This window comes from Trichocoleus sp. FACHB-46 (assembly GCF_014695385.1).
GTDB lineage: Bacteria > Cyanobacteriota > Cyanobacteriia > FACHB-46 > FACHB-46 > Trichocoleus.
The window spans coordinates 1-16,199 of record NZ_JACJOD010000080.1 but is presented as its reverse complement, the minus strand read 5'-3'; the positions used below and the strand labels follow the sequence as shown (position 1 = coordinate 16,199).

The window sequence follows — 16,199 nt, the reverse complement described above, 5'->3', positions numbered from 1 at the left end:
CGGCATAAGATCACTGACTGGAAACGCTTTGAGGCGTTTGCCCGAGAGCATGGAGGCAAGACTCAACGCGAAATGGCGAAGTTGTGGGGAGACAATGTGACGCAGCAGAACATCAGTGATGCGCTGAGGAAGTTGGAGTTGAGTCGCAAAAAAAGACGTACGGCTACCGAGAACGAGACGAACTCAAGCGTCAGGAGTTTGAGGAGCGATTGAGGCACAAGGAGCCTCATCAGCTTGTCTATGTGGACGAAGCAGGCATCGATAATCGGCTCGATTATCCCTATGGTTACTGCAAAGTGGGAGAACGCTTCTATGCCCTTAAGTCGGGCAACCCAACTGACTCGCTCAGTCCGCTTGCCCGACTTGAGGGCAGGATGCTTGTTCGCACCCATGACCTTTGAGGGGTCTTGTAACCGAAGCTTGTTTGAGATGTGGTTAGAGGAGTGCTAAGTGCCGCAACTGCAACCAGGAGATGTGGTTGTGCTGGACAATGCCAGTTTCCATCACGCCCAGAGCCTTGAGGAGATTGTGACCGCAGCAGGCTGTGAGCTTTGGTATCTGCCGCCTTATTCTCCGGACTTGAACCCGATTGAGCATTGGTGGTTTGTGCTCAAGAATTGGATGCGACAGCGATGGGATGAGTTTGCCAACTTTCGGGATTGTGTGGATAATGCTTTCAAGCAATGTCCTAAGGTACGTCCGTAAGGCTATAAAACGATTTCCTGATTAGCTTGTGGGGAATGAGGGCGATCGTCGTTTCAAATCACCCTCACGATGCTACTTTTATTCGTTCAAAGCGGTGCTTGCCCTACCGATGTATTCCATAAGGGCTGAATCAACGGCACCTCGACTGGCAACTTCAACTCCTTCCTGCTGATACATCTGATTTAAGGATCGCTCAATCCCAGAATTGCCGCCTGTGAATTCTGCAATCAGCGATCGCCAGCGCCGTGCTAAAACTTGCACTGATTCGCTGCTCGGATCAGTTCCATGTTCCATTTCTGCGCGAACTTGCTCAATTAACTCCTGCCATTCCTGCTCGATTTGCCGAATTCGCTCCTCACCTAGAAGTTCTCCTCTGGCTTTCAAATACTCTTGTTGTTCTGGAGTGTAATATTTTTCAACCATTGTTGTGACCTCAATTAACTGAATAAATTCCTGGATTGAGATAGCTTCGGTCGATTGCAAGCGCTTCGAGATTGCCTCTAAGCGAACACAAAGCTGCTGCTGCAAGGCGATTTGCTCTTGCAGTTGAGCCAAATGCATCTGTACGACACGATGCGGTGAAAATTCACACTGATCCAAACACGCTCGGATTTGCTCCAGCGTGAAGCCAATTTGCCTGAGGGACACGATCTGCTGTAGGCGGAGAATGTCATCCTCACCATACAGTCGATAACCTGCTTCTGTGCGGTGAGAGGGGGAGAGTAAGCCAATCTCATCGTAGTAATGCAATGTCCGTACCGAAACCCCTGTTTGTTTCGCCAGATCGCCCACTTTTAATGCTACCGATTCCATGCACATCCCTCTTTTCGATCGGAGACCATCTCAATCCGCGGATGAATCTATGGTAAGAACCTCACGTTACGTCAGGGTCAAGGGGTGAAGCAGAAAAATTTCAACTCATCCCGATCTACTTGCTTGATCAGTAGTTTGTAGATACCAGAAGTCATGGGCTGGGGTTAATAGAGCGCTCAGCACACCATCGAGTTTTGCTTCGTCAATGTTCTTCCTGATTGCTACGGCAACGGCTTGAATGGCGATATCGGGTACAGTTGGACAAAGGATACAGCAGCAGAATGGGCTGGATTTGCTATCAATGCTTGGTCTTGGAATGATGTTGCAACTTATCCCACACTTCTTTGAGTCACAACCCTCTACATCCTATAGCTTCTTGAAATATCGGGCGATCGGTAATAGTCCGAAGCCTAGTTTTTCATAGGTATGGCGGGCTGAGGCATGACCCGGATCGCCGCCCGTTTCAACCATTGCAACAGACATCCCGACTTCGTTCATCCAATCAAGCGCGAATTGGGTCAGAACGCTACCAATACCGCGACCTTGAAAATCTGGATCGACCGCAACCATATAGATTTCACCCATGCGAGTTTCTGTATCGAGTTTCACAGCCACAAAGCCTGTAATTGAGCCAGTGTCTAGCGCAATCCATACATGGGTATCTTCAGCAGCACAAACAGCCTCAACAGCCGCTGGCTGGCTTAGCTGCCAATCGTCGGGATAGAGTTCCCGGTAAACATCAGGATCTATCACATTTTGAATTGAGTCAAAAACCGGAGTCCAAGTTCGCAGTGACAGACGAACAACTGCATCCAGTTGATCAGCGTTGTAAGGTTCAATCTGCATCGATTTCTGAACTCCAATTAACAGCAATTAGGTATCCAATGGTTCAAAGGGTTTGGCATCGGCAAAATCATAGATGTCGATCGCTCCTTCCCTTCGGATCATTCGTTTTTTTAAACGCGGAAACTCGGCGATTTCGATATCTAAATTTTCTCCTCCAGCCAGATATACCAGATCCTCATCCCCAGTATTTTTAAGATGATGAGCGACTGAAGGTGTGGGAAATCCCATAAAATCTCCAGCACCAACTTCCAATTCTGTCCCATCAATTTCGGCAACACCACGACCCGATAAGATGTAAATCCATTCTTCTTCCCGATGGTGAGAATGATAGATGAAAGATTCTTTACCCGGAGGAACTCTGATGAAGTTGACTCCTGTGCGCTGAAGTCCAACCGTCTTGCCTAACTGAGTTCCTGTCAGTTCGGAGTTTGGATTCCAGGGGTGGGAAAAGCTGTGCAAGTTCGCCGCAATTTGTTCGGCTTTCACAAGCAAAGGGTGTTGCTCTGCCATGTTGTCTATCCTCCACAATGAATCAGTCCAGTTAACTCATAAGCTGGTACGTTCCACCACGCTCTAAGGCTCGTTTGTATGCTGGGCGAGAATGAATGCGATCGCAAAATTCCATCAATCGTGGACGACTAGCATTCAACCCACCCCGCACGACTGCTGCTTCAATTGGAAAGCTCATCTGAATATCAGCAGCCGTAAATTCATTTCCAGCAAACCAGAGGGTTTTCTCCAGTTCTGATTCGAGATAATTCAAATGCTGGGTGATTTGAGGCGTGATGAATGCTTTTTTAGTCCGGCTGGTGATCAGGCGCGCGATCGGTTTGACGAAAAAGGGCAGCGGTTGTTGTTCAATGCGATCGAAGACCAGCTTGAGTAGCAAGGGCGGCATCGCTGAGCCTTCGGCATAATGCAACCAGTACGTATAGCGCGATCGCTCTGGCGTACCGGGTGGAGGTGCGAATCGCCCTTCGCCGTATTGCTCTACCAGGTATTCAATGATGGCTCCGGATTCTGCTAGTGTTAGTGTTCCATCAGTGATGACAGGCGATTTGCCTAGAGGATGCACCTGCCGCAACGATACAGGGGCTAACAGCGTTTTGGGATCACGCTCATAGTACTTGATGTCATACTCTAAACCCAATTCTTCCAGTAGCCACAGAATGCGCTGGGAACGCGAATTATTTAAGTGATGGACAGTAATCAATTGATTTCTCCATCTGTTTCGTAAATGTCTATTTCCCTAAACAAAATAATTCATGTAGAGAAAAGTGCTAAACCTTGTTTAATCATACGATGCCTATCCTTACAACTCCTTCCAGAGGAGAGAAACCATTTACGCTTGACTATCTAATTCCTGCAGTCCTATCAAAATCTTGCGGTCAGTTTTCAACATCCAGGGGAAGCTGTGTAAAAATGACTACAATCGAAACTAGGCGCATTGGTTCTGCATGATGAAGACACAGACAGTTCACCCATCCTGTCTAGTCAGCCTAAAGACTGGAAAAGTATTATGGTTGAACACTTTTGTAATCGATTATGCAGCAGCAGCAATCGTGCGAGAGGTACGATGCTTGAATGTTCCGGCTATTCCGTCTTAGAAGAGAGGCTTCGATCATAGGCTTAGTTTTATGAATGAGTTCAAGCAGCCCCGCTACCGGGTTGAGTGATCCATTGAACCAATTGAATCACCACACCGTTGGGGTCTGTCACTTGAAAAAATCGTTCACCCCAGGGTTCAGTCTCGATTGGAGTTGTGATCGGTACACCTTCAGCTTGTAGTCGTGCGTATTCAGTGTCGATATCATCTACGACAAATGCTATTAACAAACCATCTGCTCGATGTTCCCTCATGTGAATGGGTTTGAAGCTTTTTAATCCCGTTTTTATGAAGACCAGATTGAATCCAGCATCTTCTCTGCCAAGGGATACGAAGCCATCGGCTGACATCTGCTCACTGAAACCAAAATGCTGTTTGATAAACCTAGCTGATGCCGTAACATCATCCACATTCAATGAAATGGCGGAAGCTGTAATTCTCATTATTTTTCCCTCAAAGAATGATGGACAGCGATCGCAATTACTCGTCCACTCCATCTGTTGTGTAAGTTTCGAGCCGTTCTTCAAGTTGCCGTAAAACCGTCCCAGCCGTTTTTAATGCTTCTAACGAAAGCGTTTCACTAACTTGATTTGCCCAATCGATCTGGCATTTTTGTATGTAATCTAAGGCTTTACGACCTTTTAGCGTAATCGTCATTAACTTGGCACGACGATGGTGGGGATTGTCGGTATAGGTAATAAATCCATCGCTTGCCAGGGCATCAGCGGTTTGCTGAACACTCTGTCGAGTTAGCCCCATGATCCGAGCAACATTAGCAACGGGTGTCGGTTGATGTTCCACAACGCCAAGCACTTGCCAACGGGCGCTGCTTAAGCCAACCGGATGGGTCAAGCGATCGCCCGCTTCTAACAAAAGCCCATTTAGCCGAAAGACCTCAAGGATAAGGTCGGTGAAGGCACTGCCATTGGCGCTTGGCTCACTCATATGACAAGACTTTACCAATTTGACAGGAACTTGTCAACCTATATCTAATAACATAAACTGTATGATGACTTGCTCCTCAATGGGCAATCCTGCTTCAGCCTCCTGCAATCAAATTTGTTGGAAACCTGCTGTCAATTCGGGTTCATCAACAGGACAAAACTCCAGTTTTGAATAAAAAGGTGCATTCCAGGGAATATCTCGAAACGTGGATAATGCCATCACTGAATAACATTGACCTTTTGTCCAAACAACGACGGTATTAACCAGTGCAGAGCCAATCCCTTTCGCCATATGTGCCGGAGCAACATCGATTTGTTGCAGCTAATCCAATTTGAATCACGTCAAACACAGCCGTGATCGCGGCTTCAGCTTGCTTCTTGGTCACGTTGGCTTTTTCCGCCACGGCATCTACGAGTTCACCTTTGTTCATGGAAATTGCGAGAGATCTCTAGAGCGCTTGGTGTGATTATGGTTCAGGTTTCTCGGGAGCGATCGCACGTTCCCCAATAAATCAGCACAGTGCACGCGATCGCCATCAGGTTGAATGAGATCGCACTACCACCCAAATTGGCTCTTAGCCTGCAATCCTCGGAGAAATTTACCTGATGCGGGTGACCCGAACGGCGTTTTAATGTCAGACCAGGAGGGCGATCGCTAGGATCAAATTGATGTGTCACCGTTCCCCACCCTGCACTGATTTCTAAGCGATGCCTCAGCCCTGCGAACTTTGCCAGCGAGAGATGTCTGCCCTTACCGCACACCACCTGATTCCTCGTCAAAAGACGAAACGCCAGGGTCAAGACCCCAGCCCCACCATTCAAATCTGCTCCGCCTGTCACCGTCAAATCCATACGCTCTACGACAACTCCCATCTGGCCCTCCACCTGAATACTCTGGAGAAGCTGAAGCAAGACCCACAGCTACAAAAATTCCTTGCCTGGGTTCACAAGCAAGACCCGAATAAGCGAGTGAAAATCGATCGAAAGCGTTGACCCTGTCTGAAGCCGTTACAATTAGTTTCAGATTGGCAATCTGTCGCGGGTGAACTGGAGTGGTGAGTTTCACGGCTTCAGTTTACCCCACCGCTCCAGGAAAGCTATAAACCCCTGAGTCCTGGGACCCGCAATTCTGCTGGTTATTTCATCCTAGTTGGGACTCGCGATCGCTCGATCTGGGCTGGAGGTGCGAGCAATCCAAAAAGAAGGTATTCCTTTGCTCTAGCTGGCTCCGGTTTGTTGAACCAAGCATGGGTTTATGCTTGCTGCTTCGCAGACACCGTAAGGGTCGGCACTGCTTTATTCTTCGGCTGGTTACTAGCAGCAGGTTTTCCCTTATCTGCTTGATCTCTGGAATTCCCTCTCAGGAACCAACCCCTCTTGACGAGGTTTGGTTACAGTAAGGAAGTTGTTGCTGTCTCGCAATGCAGTCTTTACCTGTACTTGTTTTTCTGTCCCTGCTACAGGGCTGTGTTGACACTCAGCCTTTCATCTTGATGAGTGATTTACCAAACCCGCCTCAATCCCAATTCCCCAAAGTAGCGAGCGTTGCTGTGACCTCCAGTCGCTCACAGGGAGTTGAATTCAGGTTGAGTGACTATCAATGGCAAAACCGCATTTTGTTGGTCTTTGCCCCTTCAACTGGTTCATCCGATTATCGACAGCAGAGGCAAATATGGCAGACGGATCAGGCAGGTGTAGAGGATCGTGACCTCAAGTTAGTAGCAGTTTTGGAAACTGGAGAGAGCCAGGTCGATGGGCAATCCATCAGTGCGGCATCGGCAGACGGACTCAGACGACAATTTGGTGTTTCTGTTGAAGAGTTTGCGGCAATTTTAGTTGGCAAAGACGGCACAGAAAAACAGCGAAGCCAGGCCCCGATGGATTTAGCCATGCTATACCGCACCATCGATGTCATGCCGATGCGCCAGCAAGAAATGCGGTCTCGACCATAGCCGTTATCAGGAGTGCGGTTGCCATGTCTAACGATGGCATTCTTACATCAGCCACCGGATTAGGGGAGGTTTTGGCAGAACGATTACGTCAGGCTGGGATGACGATAGAGGTGAACTCGTCATTATGAACGAGCCATTGCCCCAGTTCATTCATCCTATCGTCGATCGCTTGCGCTCAATTGAGGGAATTGTGGCGATCGCGTTGGGTGGCTCAAGAGCAAGAGGCAACCATACCCCGAAGTCAGATGTAGATCTGGGGCTATATTACCAGCCAGAAAACCCGCCGGATCTCCTAGCGCTCAATCACCTCGCCTCTGAGTTGGACGACAAGCATCGTACAAACTTAATTACCCCGATCGGTGAGTGGGGAAAGTGGATGAATGGTGGAGGATGGCTAAAAATTGAAGGCATTCCAGTGGATTTCCTCTATCGAGATGTGGTTCAAGTCAACCACGTCATTGATGAATGCCATAGGGGGCACATCACGATCGACTATCAGCCCGGACACCCTCACGGTTTTGTGTCTTCGATCTACATGGGTGAAGTTGCTCTGGGTCTGCCACTTCACGATTCACATGGCGTTTTAGCTGCCTTGAAAGCTAAGACAACGCCTTACCCGGCAAAGCTTAAGGAAGCAACCATAAACAAATTCGCTTGGGAAATCAGTTTCTCACTGGTAGTGGCTCAAAAAGCAGTTGCACGGGGTGATGCTGCCTATGCCGCAGGTTGCTGTTTTCGCTGTGTGGCCTGTATGAATCAAGTACTCTTCGCACTAAATGAGATGTACCTGCTGAATGAGAAGAGCGCTGTGGCACTTGCGAATGGCTTTACGCTTTGTCCTCTTAACTATCAGCAACGGGTTGAGTCAGTGTTCGCATTGTTAGCGGCTGATGCAGAATCGATCAGGGAGGCGATCGCTATCCTGGATGAAATTGAGCGGGAATTGAGCCAGTGGTATGGCGATCGGCGGTTGACGATGTAGAGTTGAATGGCACTGATATAAGAGGTTAAAGATCCCCGACTTTTTCGAGAAGCCAGAATCTGAGCGATCGCGTTTGGCTTAATTCAGTACCATTTATGTAAAGTCTAGTTGAACCCTTTAAACTCCAGCAAGAATGTGACGGAGCGATTGCATCAGGGTAGCAAATCATCACACTGACAATTGCTCTAAAAAATAAATGATCAACCAACAGATATTAATAATAGGGCAAAACTGCTTACGAGCTTTCAGGTAAAGCAAATTTTCCCTTCTTCAAGTTTCTTCTGGAGTTTCTCCTTAGTCTTTAAAGTTAGCTTTAAGCCAGAAGCAAGTTCATCTATATTTTGAAATGACTTATTATTTCTCAGTTTTATTAGCTTATCAATTGTTGTTTCTCTAATACCTGTTCCTTTTATGGCAGCAACTATCGAATCTTTTGTTGCAGTATTAACATTGACAATGTTAGCAGTAGAGGAGTCGATAATAGCTGGTGACGACGGATCGATAACTTTATCAGTAGATATGAAATAGATACTCTTGAGCTCTAATTTGCGTTTCAAAAGAAATGGACAAGAAGGGGCGATCATGAAAGCTATGTCTGGTGGGATTCCATTAGCAGTAAAAGGTTTAAACTTTACATCTTCTAACCATTTGCTAAATGTTTCTAAATGGCTACTTAAAAGCTCATAATTTTTAGCTTCGCCGAAACATCTGGCAACACAAATTCCATTGTGAAGTAACTCTACATAACAATCAAAAGCATGACCTTCAAGCACAGCAGTAGTTGATACCGAAGATAGAGTATATGCTTTTTGACTCAAGTAACTTTGCCACTTTTCTTTACATCTTGCCTCCACTAAATCACGCGCATTTCCTTCAAACTCTTGCTCAGGTTTCTCTTTGAAGTAATTAGCATGTACTCCAAGAATCGAAAATGCGTACTCTTGACAGAATCCTCTCAATGTTTGGCTAGGATTTGGTGATAAATTTTTAATCTCATTCCACGCATTATCAAAATTTCCATATCCCTTAAATGCTCCTTTAATCCGCTCATTTATCTTGGTTCTAATCATTTCAAATTCATTTCCATATCCTGCATTCAAGTTGATGACTTGATGACCAACAAGACTTTCTATAACAGGATCTTCACTAAAGAAGTTTTTTATATTTTCTGATGTTCCAACAAGGTAGATGAAAAGGCGAATTTTCGATTGAAAATCCTGTGCTGCTCTCTTAATTAATGCTCTTATGAGCGACAATGCTTGTTGAAACTCATTTGGTTTTTTCTCTAATCCATCAAATTCATCAATTAGATAAGCAAAGGTGTATCGTGGCTCAACCTGAGAAACCTCATTAAGTACGTCAAAGAAAAATTCTTCAAAAACAATTGCAATATTTGAGAAATATTGAACAAACTTGGGACGAAAAGTTTTAAGACTGGAAGCAGTTATAAGTTGGTTAACCTCAGCTTGTCCTAGATAATCACTTAATATGTTCTTGGCTTTATTCTTGACTGATAATTCTGAATCGCTGATTAACTTCCAGAAAGTTTCTGCCAGGATATAGCAATAAAATTTAACAATAAAATCTTGATTTCCCCCCATCGCAATTATGTTAGCAAGTGGAAAGCGACTGACAATGGAGAAATTTGTATAAGTCGGCTTAGTCTTAATCAATTCATGCAAATACGTGAGAAGAGAAGTTTTTCCACTTCCCTTCAAGGCTGAAACAATTCTGAAAGTAAAATATCCGTCATCGAAGCTGTGTTTGAGATCATCCTCAAGCAACTCAGTAATATTATTTATCGATCTTCCAGAAAGGCTTTGTGCAGTTGATCCCTCACCTATTGAACCTGGAATTCTTACGGCACGCTCAATCCAGATATCCTCGATGAAACCTTCGCCAACTCTAACGTTTTGAAGGAAATCCTTAATAAACTTTTTCTTTCCTGCATCCTCAGGCATATTTCACTCAACCCATTGAACCAATTCATGACCTTTTTCAACCACAGCCAAAATCTTGTTAGTTGATTTTAGTAGCTCAAAATAATGGTTTAGCTCCTCTTGGGAAATAGGATTTTGTTCTTTAAACTTCTGGCAAAGTTCTTTGCTATGAATAGCAACAACGCCACGAAGCTCTTGTTGTCTTCTTTCTTCAAAGTAAAGCGCTTTAAATTTCTCTTGGAATTCATCGAAAGACAGTTCCTCTGATTGCTTGGCTTGAGGATGAGCTTTAGCAGCCTTCCCAATGCAGGTTAGTAAAATGTTTAGAACTTTTGGACCTTTGACAGAATCAAACTTGTAATCAGTGGTAGATAGATTTGTGACAAGGGCTTTTACGCCCTCCTCTGTTACAGAAAAGCGTCCTTTACTTACTTGCTTAATCAATTTCTGTTTTTCTAAGGCAACATAGATTTCCTCAGCTTTTTCTTTCCACTCGTTTGGTAAATAAGATTTTACAGTACCTTTTGTTATCGTACCTGCCTCTATATATGCATTAGCGTAAAGCAGATAGATAAGTTGTTCTACAGTGAACTGAGCCATATGGTCCTCCCATTCAGTTTTAACCACCATGTAGCCAAGTGTCAGCACCAAGCAAATGATAGCTGCAATATTCTCACAAAAGTTTATATTAAGTGGCTAAATTAGTCCTAGCGATCGCCACTTGTGTCTCTGAAAAACTCGCCGCTCTGGAATTTGAGCCACACTTACTCGGAGATCCGGAGCATCCCTCTGTTATTTGCCATCATCAAGCTGTAGCTGCAACGAAAACGATCTGGCTACAAGCTTATCTCGATACTGCTCCAGTCGGCGATCGCATTTATGGGTGAGGAGTGGTTGACTCCAAAGCGGCGATCGCCGATTCGTAAGCTGAATGATTATCCTGAAACCTGATTCAATTTTGGAGCTGTGATTTCCTGTCCTGCCTGCTGTAGAATCAAGTGCTTCACAGGACCTTGCGGATCTCGAATGAAGGTAATTTGAGCATCGACTTCCCTGATAAAAAACTGAGTCTCTGTTTCTGCAAATAACTCAACCTGAGATTGCCCAGTAGCTTGAGCGTAGAGTCGATCGTGTTCTTTCGTAATGGTGAGAATAAAGTTTGGAGCGAGCTCATAGCGTCCCACATACTCATCAAACAGGTTGGGATCGACAGAGATTGCCTGACGTTGCCTGAGTGGATGATGTTTAGTCAGGGGATAACGGGATTCTAACAGATGCAAGCTAATATCCTTGACATCATTCTCTGAATTCGACAGCACCACAACTCCTAAGGGCTTCTGTTTCACAAAGCCTAAAAAGCTGCGAAATCCACCGGTACCCCCGTCATGGAAGATGATTTCTGTCTCAAGGTGATTCAAAACATGCCAGCCCAGCGCGATCGCCATTCCGGATGTTCCTTTTTGCGCCTGAACTACATGGGTATGGGTAGTCTGAAGGATTTAATTTAACGGGGAAGAGACAAGTTGCAAATTTGCTCCTAAAAACTTGAGCAAATCGTTTGCCGTGGATCGCAATGCTCCTGCTAAGGTCGGAAAGTCCCAGTAAGGCACAGGTTGAGCGAGGATGTTATGTCCGGTTGCAAAGCGAGCCTGTTGTTCCGTAGTCAGTTCAATACCCGTATCGTGCATTTGCAGCGGTTGAGTGATCTGAGTCTTAACGAGCGTTTCGTAATCCAGACCTGTTTTAAGGCTGAGCAGATGCCCCAACAGACCTGTACCTAAATTGGAGTATTCGTACTGGTTGCCAATATCTCGTGGTAATTGAAAGTTGGATAAAAACCCATACAACTGGTCAACAGAGTAATCGACATAGGGATTACTCATATCTGCTGGGGCAAAGTTATCGGGTAAATGGAGCAACCCGGAAGTATGTGTTGCTAAATCCAATAAGGAGATTTCTTGACCATTGCGAGTGGGTGCTTTCACAGCACCAGGCAGCAACGTAGAGATGCGATCGCTCAGGTTGAGAGGGCCTTGCTCCACCAGATTTGCTAGCACCAGCGTTGTAAACACTTTGGTAGTGGAACCAATTTCAAACAGGGTATTTCCATCCACTGAGTAGGAATCCGTCTGATCTCGCTTACCCTGTGCAATGATGCGGTTGCCACTCTCATCAATGACTCCTACGACAATACCAACACTCTGTTTCTCCTGATCAATGCGTTGTTGCAAAATGGCTTCAATCTCGCTATCTGCCAGGATTGTTTGAGCCGTTGTCATGATTTCAACCTCCCTTGACACCCATCATTCGAGAATTCTGACTCTATGGTTTCCTCACTTGTCACCGGTTTAGATTTCTGGGGACGGCGGTTTGCCCATTCTGGCTCGAATTGACCAAGTTCGCTGTGCGGTGCGAAGCAGCTCCCCTTTCAGGTCACCCATTACAGTCCAACTCGTCGTTCGCGTCGTCAAGCTCGGTGGCAAACAGGTGAAGCGATCGCTTTTTCGCTTCAGGTCCGTAACTGGGGCGTACCATCGGTCAAGGAATCGATGCAGTAAGGGAAATTTCGAGGCAAATTCACCCTGCCTCACGGTTCTAACTCACATTTTCCCCAGAAGCTAGAGGAATGCCTCCGGTTCAACCATTCCCCTGGTTTTAAAACCATTGTGGAGCAAGTCTTACAGCCGTTTTTGTGTCGATTCGCCTGGGGGAAGATGTCCTTCCTATTCTGGAGACATCAAACAAACGAAGGACACGAAACCATGCCTTACGAAAAATTAGACCTCTCTACCGCTAAGCCTGTTTTCTCTTGGGCAAACCACGAACTGGGTCAAGATGAAACCAAAATGGCAAAGAACGTGGCCTCCCTGCCCTTTGTCTTCAAGCACGTTGCCTTGATGCCCGATGTTCACTTGGGTAAAGGTGCCTTGGTAGGTTCGGTGGTGGCGACGAAAGAAGCGATCGTGCCTGCGGCGGTGGGAGTCGATATTGGGTGTGGCATGGGCGCGATCAAAACGCCTTTTGTGGCGGAGCAATTGGACGGTAAACTGCACCAGATTCGGCAAGACATTGAAGCTCTAATTCCCGTTGGCTTTAACGAGAATGATGAAGCAGACACCCAAGTGCTGGACTGGCAAGGCTGGCAAGACTTCAAGTATCTGCACGCTGGCGCACAGCATTTGGAAGCGAAGGCTTTGAAGCAGATGGGGTCGCTGGGAGGCGGCAACCACTTCATCGAAGTCTGTATGGATGAGCAAAATCAGGTTTGGTTGATGCTGCACTCCGGGTCTCGTCATATTGGCAACGTGCTGGCACAGCGCCATATCGAGACGGCGAAGGAGTTGGCAAAGCTAGCGGGCGAAAAATTGCCTGATCCCGACCTGGCACACTTTGTTCAGGGCACCCCAGAGTTTGAGGCGTACTGGCGTGATTTGCAGTGGGCACAGAACTATGCCCGTGTGAACCGCGAAGTGATGATGGCGCGATCCAAGCGAGTGCTAGAAAAGCATTTGGCGAACGATCAACCCTTCACTCCCTGCCTGAACGTTAACTGCCACCACAACTATGCTGAGCGAGAAGTGCATTTCGGTGAGGAAGTGTATGTGACTCGTAAGGGGGCAGTCCGCGCACAGCAAAATGACTATGGCATTATTCTGGGTTCGATGGGAGCCAAGTCTTACATTGTGAAGGGCAAGGGGAATGTGGCAAGCTACTGCTCTTGCTCTCATGGGGCGGGACGCTTAATGTCCCGCAACAAAGCCAAGCTCAACTTCACCTTGAAAGACCTGATCCAGCAAACACAGGGGATTAAGTGTCGTAAGGATGAAGGGGTGCTGGATGAAATTCCCGGAGCCTACAAACCGATCGACCAGGTGATGGCCAACCAATCTGACCTGGTAGAGGTGGTGGCAATCCTGAAGCAACTTGTTTGTGTGAAGGGTTAGGGGTGAACTGGCAACAACAAAGTTAGGGGAATCCCCCAAGTCTTGAACCTCCCCTAGCCCCTAAACTCCAGTCATTGCAGGCTCATGGCACTGGCAACGACAAAAGTCGAATAACACTATGTCATCCAGGGATCTGCTACCGATTTCCGTGACCTGAAAATTACAGCACAGGATTCGTTTAGCGATGCGATCGCCAAAGCCAGCAACCCAAACTTTGGGGAATGACTGCTTCTGTTGCCTATGACTGGGCAATCAAGCACAAGTTCAAGGCAGACGTGTTCTGCTTTTGGACGGACTATGAAAGTTGGGAAGGACGCAAGCATCCTAGCCAAGCTTTATCCGAGTACCATCGTAAGGTGAACCCTCAGGCAAAAGCCGTTTACGTAACCCTGGCTCCCTACAATATCTCGCTGGTTGAGCCACAAGCTTCAATGTTGTGGGGTATTGCCGGGTTTGATCCAGATGATTGCAGCAGGAGAGCTTTGATTTGCTTAAAGTTGGGAGTACCCTTTCCACGAAAGTGCTCCTAATTTGGGGTTTCAGAATTATGACAAACGGCGAAGCTAAGCAGCGACTAGAGTTTTGCTAATCTGCTCGAAGATGGACTCAAACTTGTGCTTCGCCTCATCAAACTCTGGCACCTGCCAATCCGGGATAGAAGTGCCATCCAATTGATTCGCATTCAGGTAAACCGGATAGCGAACTTCAATTTGTAACGCCTCAACTTGCGGCATCTGACCGTAGTACCGCGTGATGTACCCACCACTAAACGATTTATTGCGAACCACCTGATAACTCTGTGAGCAAAAGGCAGCCTCAACGACGGAAATGAAGTGCTCAGAACAAGTTGTACTATTTCCGTTCCCTAAACAGATTTCACCCTCGATCAATCCAAGAAAACTGTGTAGATCCAGCAAGTATACCTTGCCAAATTGCTCAAGCTGTTCGTTTAGCAGAGCTTGAAGCTGTCGATGATAGGGACGATAGTATTGCTCAACTCGTTGCTCAACCTCTTCTCTTGAAGGCGGAGTTCGATAAATCGCTGTGTTGACCGCAGTCTTTTCAGCAACAACCGATTGCCAAAAGTTACCAAAGAGCGGTTCCTGAAGCGATCGATTGAGGTCAACCACATAACGGCTATAAACGGCTTGCAAGACGGTAACACCTAAATGAGGCAGAAAATCATAGAGTTTGTCGAGATGCCAATCCTGATTGGGCAAATAGTGCCGGTGAGAAGCTTCTAGAGTGTCAGTGATCTCCTTTGATATAAGCAATCCACTGTGAGGCAGACTGGCGATGACCGGAATGGTTTCAGTGGTTGGTAAGTGCAGGAGAAAGGGGTCTGGCATTGTCGGCTCAGTAAGTGAACAAAATTGCTTGATCCTTAATATAGGAAAACTTTGATGCCGCTCAGCAACGGATTGACTCAGTGTTTGCATTGTTGGTGGCTGATGCAGAATCGCTCAGGGAGGCGGTATGCGCAAAGGGCATCAGCGAAGCTACCGCTATCCTGGATGAGATTGATTGGGAATTGAGTCAGTGGTACGGCGATCGACGGTTGGCGGTATAAGGCAGTCGTGAGGAGTTATGGTTTGGTACAAAAAATACGAGTATGTGCCAGTTACCAGTTAGCTGATAATCTGTTTGCACGCCAGTTAAGTCCGAAAAGTTATCTGTGGCGGTTGAAGCAGAATGTTAGGCGAGCGGAGAGAGCAGATGAATCAATTCAGCATTCACGGGGGTTGCCTGTGCGGAACAGTGACATTTAAAGTGAACCCACCCTTTCAGAAAATGGCTCATTGCCACTGCTCACGGTGTCGCAAAGGCACGGGCACAGCTCACGCCACCAATCTAACTGTTGAACCCAGTCAGTTCCGCTGGCTTTCAGGGGAAGAAGCTATCACCCAGTATGACCTTCCTACAGCAAAGCGCTTCAGCAAATGGTTTTGCAGTCATTGTGGGTGCCCGGTACCACGACTAACACGCGATGGCAAGATCATGACTATTCCGGCTGGCTCGTTGGATACAGCCCCGCCTATCACTCCGAGCGATCACATCTTCTGGGCATTGAGAGCGCCGTGGGGATGTCCTAGCGGAGGATTGCCAACCCACGCTGAGTATCCAGAGTCATGGTAGAGCCAGAACATGTCTAATCCGATGGAACTTGAGACCGTACATCTCCGCCTAGTGCTGCAATCGACCGAAGAGGTTCTCGCCCAAATTGAGGCAATGAGTCCTGCAGATCAGGCTGAGGTTTCTCCAGACTGGATCGCACAGCTCCGGGCTGCCCCATCACCAAACCCGTGGACGCATAGCTTCGCGATCGTGCTCAAGACGAGCGGTGCCGTCATTGGTATAGCCTTACGAGTACACCTTAAGACATTGCTTGAAGGCAGTATCTACACAATCACGAAATTTAGCAAATTCATCCCATCGCTGTCGCATCCAATTCTTGAGCACAAACCAC

General features: G+C 46.8%; 22 protein-coding genes and 3 pseudogenes. 9 read left to right on the top strand and 16 right to left on the bottom strand.

Annotated elements, in window-relative coordinates; all coding sequences use genetic code 11:
* Positions 1-705 (top strand): annotated as a pseudogene (locus H6F72_RS28660) (IS630 family transposase); the annotation flags it as partial.
* A 78-nt stretch (positions 706-783) separates the two neighbouring features.
* Here H6F72_RS28660 and H6F72_RS28655 read toward each other — a convergent pair.
* The 9 genes from H6F72_RS28655 to H6F72_RS28620 all read right to left on the bottom strand — a co-directional run bounded on the left by H6F72_RS28655 (position 784) and on the right by H6F72_RS28620 (position 5,592).
* Positions 784-1,518 carry a MerR family transcriptional regulator gene (locus tag H6F72_RS28655; protein ID WP_190443291.1) on the bottom strand — a complete coding sequence of 245 codons (735 nt, stop codon included), beginning with the start codon at positions 1,516-1,518 and terminating at the stop codon, positions 784-786.
* Positions 1,519-1,884: 366 nt separating this feature from the next.
* The gene (locus H6F72_RS28650) at positions 1,885-2,364 is read right to left on the bottom strand and encodes a GNAT family N-acetyltransferase (RefSeq protein ID WP_190443289.1); all 480 of its coding nucleotides are present in this window, start codon (positions 2,362-2,364) and stop codon (positions 1,885-1,887) included.
* Positions 2,365-2,391: 27 nt separating this feature from the next.
* Entirely contained in the window at positions 2,392-2,874 is a 483-nt protein-coding gene (locus H6F72_RS28645) for a cupin domain-containing protein (protein WP_190443285.1), read from the bottom strand.
* A 31-nt stretch (positions 2,875-2,905) separates the two neighbouring features.
* Positions 2,906-3,577: a glutathione S-transferase gene (locus tag H6F72_RS28640; RefSeq protein ID WP_190443283.1), complete on the bottom strand. Its 672-nt coding sequence runs from the start codon at positions 3,575-3,577 to the stop codon at positions 2,906-2,908.
* 434 nt (positions 3,578-4,011) lie between these two features.
* The gene (locus tag H6F72_RS28635; protein ID WP_190443281.1) at positions 4,012-4,413 is read right to left on the bottom strand and encodes a VOC family protein; all 402 of its coding nucleotides are present in this window, start codon (positions 4,411-4,413) and stop codon (positions 4,012-4,014) included.
* 37 nt (positions 4,414-4,450) lie between these two features.
* Positions 4,451-4,915, bottom strand: a complete 465-nt coding sequence (locus H6F72_RS28630) for a MarR family winged helix-turn-helix transcriptional regulator (RefSeq protein ID WP_190443280.1) — start codon at positions 4,913-4,915, stop codon at positions 4,451-4,453.
* A gap of 108 nt (positions 4,916-5,023) precedes the next feature.
* A complete protein-coding gene (locus H6F72_RS31295) occupies positions 5,024-5,206 on the bottom strand; it encodes a hypothetical protein (RefSeq protein ID WP_370527577.1) in 183 nt (60 codons plus the stop codon).
* The gene (locus H6F72_RS30915; protein ID WP_190443279.1) at positions 5,175-5,345 is read right to left on the bottom strand and encodes an HU family DNA-binding protein; all 171 of its coding nucleotides are present in this window, start codon (positions 5,343-5,345) and stop codon (positions 5,175-5,177) included. Before H6F72_RS30915 ends, H6F72_RS31295 begins: the two co-directional genes overlap by 32 nt.
* Positions 5,346-5,388: 43 nt before the next feature.
* Positions 5,389-5,592: a hypothetical protein gene (locus H6F72_RS28620; RefSeq protein WP_190443278.1), complete on the bottom strand. Its 204-nt coding sequence runs from the start codon at positions 5,590-5,592 to the stop codon at positions 5,389-5,391.
* A gap of 30 nt (positions 5,593-5,622) precedes the next feature.
* Between H6F72_RS28620 and H6F72_RS28615 the strand changes: the two genes are divergently transcribed.
* From H6F72_RS28615 to H6F72_RS28605, 3 genes are all read left to right on the top strand, one after another.
* Positions 5,623-5,907: an HNH endonuclease gene (locus H6F72_RS28615; RefSeq protein WP_190443277.1), complete on the top strand. Its 285-nt coding sequence runs from the start codon at positions 5,623-5,625 to the stop codon at positions 5,905-5,907.
* A 428-nt stretch (positions 5,908-6,335) separates the two neighbouring features.
* Positions 6,336-6,866, top strand: coding sequence for a DUF4174 domain-containing protein (locus H6F72_RS28610; protein WP_190443276.1), 531 nt, complete (start codon positions 6,336-6,338; stop codon positions 6,864-6,866).
* Between the two features lie 124 nt (positions 6,867-6,990).
* A complete protein-coding gene (locus H6F72_RS28605) occupies positions 6,991-7,848 on the top strand; it encodes a nucleotidyltransferase domain-containing protein (RefSeq protein ID WP_190443275.1) in 858 nt (285 codons plus the stop codon).
* 245 nt (positions 7,849-8,093) lie between these two features.
* On the opposite strand, the gene H6F72_RS28600 is transcribed toward H6F72_RS28605, so the two are convergent.
* On the bottom strand, positions 8,094-9,809 hold the full coding sequence (locus tag H6F72_RS28600; RefSeq protein ID WP_190443273.1) for a hypothetical protein: 1,716 nt from the start codon (positions 9,807-9,809) through the stop codon (positions 8,094-8,096).
* Between the two features lie 3 nt (positions 9,810-9,812).
* Entirely contained in the window at positions 9,813-10,388 is a 576-nt protein-coding gene (locus H6F72_RS28595; protein WP_190443272.1) for a hypothetical protein, read from the bottom strand.
* 92 nt (positions 10,389-10,480) lie between these two features.
* Here H6F72_RS28595 and H6F72_RS28590 point away from each other — a divergent pair, with 92 nt between their 5' ends.
* Positions 10,481-10,675: a hypothetical protein gene (locus H6F72_RS28590; RefSeq protein WP_190443271.1), complete on the top strand. Its 195-nt coding sequence runs from the start codon at positions 10,481-10,483 to the stop codon at positions 10,673-10,675.
* 48 nt (positions 10,676-10,723) lie between these two features.
* Here the strand turns inward: H6F72_RS28590 and H6F72_RS28585 are convergent, their stop codons facing one another.
* The 3 genes and pseudogenes from H6F72_RS28585 to H6F72_RS28575 form a co-directional block, all read right to left on the bottom strand.
* Positions 10,724-11,107 (bottom strand): DUF3471 domain-containing protein, encoded by a 384-nt coding sequence (locus H6F72_RS28585; RefSeq protein ID WP_348252713.1) that lies wholly within the window; start codon positions 11,105-11,107, stop codon positions 10,724-10,726.
* Positions 11,096-12,067, bottom strand: a pseudogene (locus H6F72_RS28580) (serine hydrolase domain-containing protein); the annotation flags it as partial. The pseudogene H6F72_RS28580 and the gene H6F72_RS28585, both read right to left, overlap by 12 nt.
* 69 nt (positions 12,068-12,136) lie before the next feature.
* On the bottom strand, positions 12,137-12,379 hold the full coding sequence (locus H6F72_RS28575; protein ID WP_190443268.1) for a hypothetical protein: 243 nt from the start codon (positions 12,377-12,379) through the stop codon (positions 12,137-12,139).
* Between the two features lie 171 nt (positions 12,380-12,550).
* On the opposite strand from H6F72_RS28575, the gene H6F72_RS28570 reads away from it, so the two are divergent.
* Both H6F72_RS28570 and H6F72_RS28565 read left to right on the top strand, forming a co-directional pair.
* Positions 12,551-13,732: an RtcB family protein gene (locus H6F72_RS28570; protein WP_190443267.1), complete on the top strand. Its 1,182-nt coding sequence runs from the start codon at positions 12,551-12,553 to the stop codon at positions 13,730-13,732.
* Positions 13,733-13,953: 221 nt separating this feature from the next.
* Positions 13,954-14,262 carry a hypothetical protein gene (locus H6F72_RS28565; protein ID WP_199299370.1) on the top strand — a complete coding sequence of 103 codons (309 nt, stop codon included), beginning with the start codon at positions 13,954-13,956 and terminating at the stop codon, positions 14,260-14,262.
* 33 nt (positions 14,263-14,295) lie between these two features.
* On the opposite strand, the gene H6F72_RS28560 is transcribed toward H6F72_RS28565, so the two are convergent.
* A complete protein-coding gene (locus tag H6F72_RS28560) occupies positions 14,296-15,081 on the bottom strand; it encodes an N-formylglutamate amidohydrolase (protein WP_190443264.1) in 786 nt (261 codons plus the stop codon).
* An 80-nt stretch (positions 15,082-15,161) separates the two neighbouring features.
* On the opposite strand from H6F72_RS28560, the gene H6F72_RS28555 reads away from it, so the two are divergent.
* The gene (locus H6F72_RS28555; protein ID WP_190443262.1) at positions 15,162-15,302 is read left to right on the top strand and encodes a hypothetical protein; all 141 of its coding nucleotides are present in this window, start codon (positions 15,162-15,164) and stop codon (positions 15,300-15,302) included.
* Between the two features lie 146 nt (positions 15,303-15,448).
* The gene (locus H6F72_RS28550; protein WP_190443260.1) at positions 15,449-15,868 is read left to right on the top strand and encodes a GFA family protein; all 420 of its coding nucleotides are present in this window, start codon (positions 15,449-15,451) and stop codon (positions 15,866-15,868) included.
* 225 nt (positions 15,869-16,093) lie between these two features.
* Here H6F72_RS28550 and H6F72_RS28545 read toward each other — a convergent pair.
* A pseudogene (locus H6F72_RS28545) lies at positions 16,094-16,199 on the bottom strand (IS630 family transposase); the annotation flags it as partial.

Coding starts and splice junctions, on each gene's coding strand:
- H6F72_RS28570 (WP_190443267.1), top strand. CDS start 12,551: ATGCCTTACGAAAAATTAGACCTCTCTACCGCTAAGCCTGTTTTCTCT.
- H6F72_RS28565 (WP_199299370.1), top strand. CDS start 13,954: ATGACTGCTTCTGTTGCCTATGACTGGGCAATCAAGCACAAGTTCAAG.
- H6F72_RS28560 (WP_190443264.1), bottom strand. CDS start 15,081: ATGCCAGACCCCTTTCTCCTGCACTTACCAACCACTGAAACCATTCCG.
- H6F72_RS28635 (WP_190443281.1), bottom strand. CDS start 4,413: ATGAGAATTACAGCTTCCGCCATTTCATTGAATGTGGATGATGTTACG.
- H6F72_RS28550 (WP_190443260.1), top strand. CDS start 15,449: ATGAATCAATTCAGCATTCACGGGGGTTGCCTGTGCGGAACAGTGACA.
- H6F72_RS28645 (WP_190443285.1), bottom strand. CDS start 2,874: ATGGCAGAGCAACACCCTTTGCTTGTGAAAGCCGAACAAATTGCGGCG.
- H6F72_RS28610 (WP_190443276.1), top strand. CDS start 6,336: ATGCAGTCTTTACCTGTACTTGTTTTTCTGTCCCTGCTACAGGGCTGT.
- H6F72_RS28605 (WP_190443275.1), top strand. CDS start 6,991: ATGAACGAGCCATTGCCCCAGTTCATTCATCCTATCGTCGATCGCTTG.
- H6F72_RS30915 (WP_190443279.1), bottom strand. CDS start 5,345: ATGAACAAAGGTGAACTCGTAGATGCCGTGGCGGAAAAAGCCAACGTG.
- H6F72_RS28650 (WP_190443289.1), bottom strand. CDS start 2,364: ATGCAGATTGAACCTTACAACGCTGATCAACTGGATGCAGTTGTTCGT.
- H6F72_RS28630 (WP_190443280.1), bottom strand. CDS start 4,915: ATGAGTGAGCCAAGCGCCAATGGCAGTGCCTTCACCGACCTTATCCTT.
- H6F72_RS31295 (WP_370527577.1), bottom strand. CDS start 5,206: ATGGCGAAAGGGATTGGCTCTGCACTGGTTAATACCGTCGTTGTTTGG.
- H6F72_RS28595 (WP_190443272.1), bottom strand. CDS start 10,388: ATGGCTCAGTTCACTGTAGAACAACTTATCTATCTGCTTTACGCTAAT.
- H6F72_RS28655 (WP_190443291.1), bottom strand. CDS start 1,518: ATGGAATCGGTAGCATTAAAAGTGGGCGATCTGGCGAAACAAACAGGG.
- H6F72_RS28615 (WP_190443277.1), top strand. CDS start 5,623: ATGCCTCAGCCCTGCGAACTTTGCCAGCGAGAGATGTCTGCCCTTACC.
- H6F72_RS28600 (WP_190443273.1), bottom strand. CDS start 9,809: ATGCCTGAGGATGCAGGAAAGAAAAAGTTTATTAAGGATTTCCTTCAA.